This is a genomic window from Mesorhizobium sp. M7A.F.Ca.CA.001.08.2.1, from assembly GCF_003998455.1.
GTDB classification, from domain to species: domain Bacteria; phylum Pseudomonadota; class Alphaproteobacteria; order Rhizobiales; family Rhizobiaceae; genus Mesorhizobium; species Mesorhizobium ciceri.
This window is the reverse complement of sequence record NZ_RZPW01000956.1, coordinates 1-2,002: the sequence shown is the minus strand read 5'-3', so window position 1 is coordinate 2,002 and position 2,002 is coordinate 1. Positions and strand designations below refer to the sequence as shown.

Annotated in this window: 2 protein-coding genes and 1 pseudogene; 1 reads left to right on the top strand and 2 read right to left on the bottom strand. The window is 60.8% G+C overall.

The annotated features are described in order from the left end of the window. Nucleotides 1-237: alanine--tRNA ligase-related protein (locus tag EN914_RS33450; protein ID WP_164779111.1), on the bottom strand; the 237-nt coding region annotated here is incomplete at its 3' end. Nucleotides 238-529: 292 nt separating this feature from the next. Further along, nucleotides 530-1,627: a recombinase RecA gene (gene recA, locus EN914_RS33445; RefSeq protein WP_013532151.1), complete on the bottom strand. Its 1,098-nt coding sequence runs from the start codon at nt 1,625-1,627 to the stop codon at nt 530-532. Nucleotides 1,628-1,907: 280 nt separating this feature from the next. Between recA and EN914_RS40050 the strand changes: the two are divergent. Beyond that, nucleotides 1,908-2,002 (top strand): annotated as a pseudogene (locus tag EN914_RS40050) (carbohydrate kinase); the annotation flags it as partial.

The following is a 2,002-nucleotide window of genomic DNA, read 5'->3' as shown; positions in this document are numbered from 1 at the left end:
ATTGTCGAGATCGTTGTGCTTGCCGCCGGCGCGAACGCTCTTCTGGGCGGTCGAGGCGCGCGAATAGGGCCGCTTCTCCAGGCCGGTGAAGACGTTCTTGAACTGTACCATGCCGGCGTTGGTGAACATCAGCGTCGGGTCGTTGCGCGGCACCAGCGGACTCGACGCGACGATCTCGTGACCCTCCTTGCGGAAGTAGTCGAGAAATGTCGACCGGATTTCGTTCACGCCACTCATGAATGCTGCCTTTTCGGAAGGGCCGCCGGCAAACCGGCGGAAATGGGCTCTGCGTTTTAGAAGATTAGGACTTGGCCTTTTAGCCGCCGCGCTTCACCCTGTCCAGAAACACGGAATTGGTCCAATCCACGGCCTTTGCCGGCCGTTCGAACCGGCCTGTTTTCGCCGCCGAAACGCAAAACCGCCGGCACTGGGCCGGCGGTTTCAAAACGCATTAACGCGGAACTCGATTACTTAAGCCCGAGATAATAGAATGCGATTATGGCCGAACTCCGGCCGACCTCGCGAGTTGTCACATCGCGCCGGATTCCTCCTCGAACCCGTCGTCGCCACCTTCGGAGCCGCCATTCTCAAGGAACTTTTCGGCGATCAGCCCGGCATTCTGTCGGAGCGCCAGCTCGATCTCGCGTGCGGTGTCGGGATTGTCGCGCAGGAACAGTTTGGCATTCTCGCGGCCTTGGCCGAGACGCTGCGAATTGTAGGAGAACCAGGCGCCCGACTTCTCGACCACGCCGGCCTTGACGCCGAGATCGACCAGTTCGCCGGTCTTGGACACGCCTTCACCATACATGATGTCGAACTCGACCACCTTGAAGGGCGGCGCCAGCTTGTTCTTGACCACCTTGACGCGGGTCTGGTTGCCGACGACTTCGTCGCGGTCCTTGACCGAGCCGATGCGGCGGATGTCGAGGCGCACCGATGCGTAGAATTTCAGCGCGTTGCCGCCGGTCGTCGTCTCGGGCGAACCGAACATGACGCCGATCTTCATGCGGATCTGGTTGATGAAGATGACCATGGTGTTGGAGCGCGAGATCGAGGCGGTCAGCTTGCGCAGCGCCTGGCTCATCAGGCGGGCCTGCAGGCCGGGCAGCGAATCACCCATCTCGCCTTCGATTTCGGCACGTGGCGTCAGCGCCGCGACCGAATCGACCACCAGCACGTCGATGGCGCCGGAGCGCACCAGCGTGTCGCAGATTTCCAGCGCCTGCTCACCGGTGTCGGGCTGCGAAATCAGCAGGTTTTCGAGATCGACGCCAAGCTTGCGGGCATAGACCGGGTCAAGCGCGTGCTCGGCATCGACGAAGGCGCAGATGCCGCCCTTCTTCTGGGCTTCGGCCACGGTGTGCAGGGCCAGCGTCGTCTTGCCCGAGCTTTCCGGCCCGTAGATCTCGATGATGCGGCCGCGCGGCAGGCCACCGACGCCAAGCGCGATGTCGAGGCCAAGCGAGCCGGTCGGCACCGTTTCGATCTCGACGACCTGCTCGTTGGCGCCGAGCCGCATGATCGAGCCCTTGCCGAAAGCCCGCTCGATCTGCGACAGCGCCGCATCCAGAGCCTTTGATTTGTCCACTGCCTTGTCCTCTACCAGCCGCAAAGAATTCTGAGCCATGATACATCACCCCTTGGTCGTCAATGAAGGCCGGACAATCCGTAATCCCTGCCTATTTGTACCTTTTTTGTTCTCATTTGGCAAGAGGGATCAAATATCTGAAAAACAAGCATTATCCGGATTTGTTCTTTTTTTGTCCAAGGATTCGATCAGGAATGCACCGCACGTTGGGCCAGACGGCTCGGTTGTTTCGACCTGCCGAATCGCCGCCTTGCATGCGAAGCTCGGTCGCACAGCCTAGCGCTTGTGCGGCTGGAATAACAAAGGTCATATCGCCGGCATGCTGAAATCCGCGAAAATACTGGCCGTAGGCGGCGCCCATATCGACCGGCGCGGCCAGGTGTCCGGCGCCTACGTGCCCGCCGCCTCCAATCC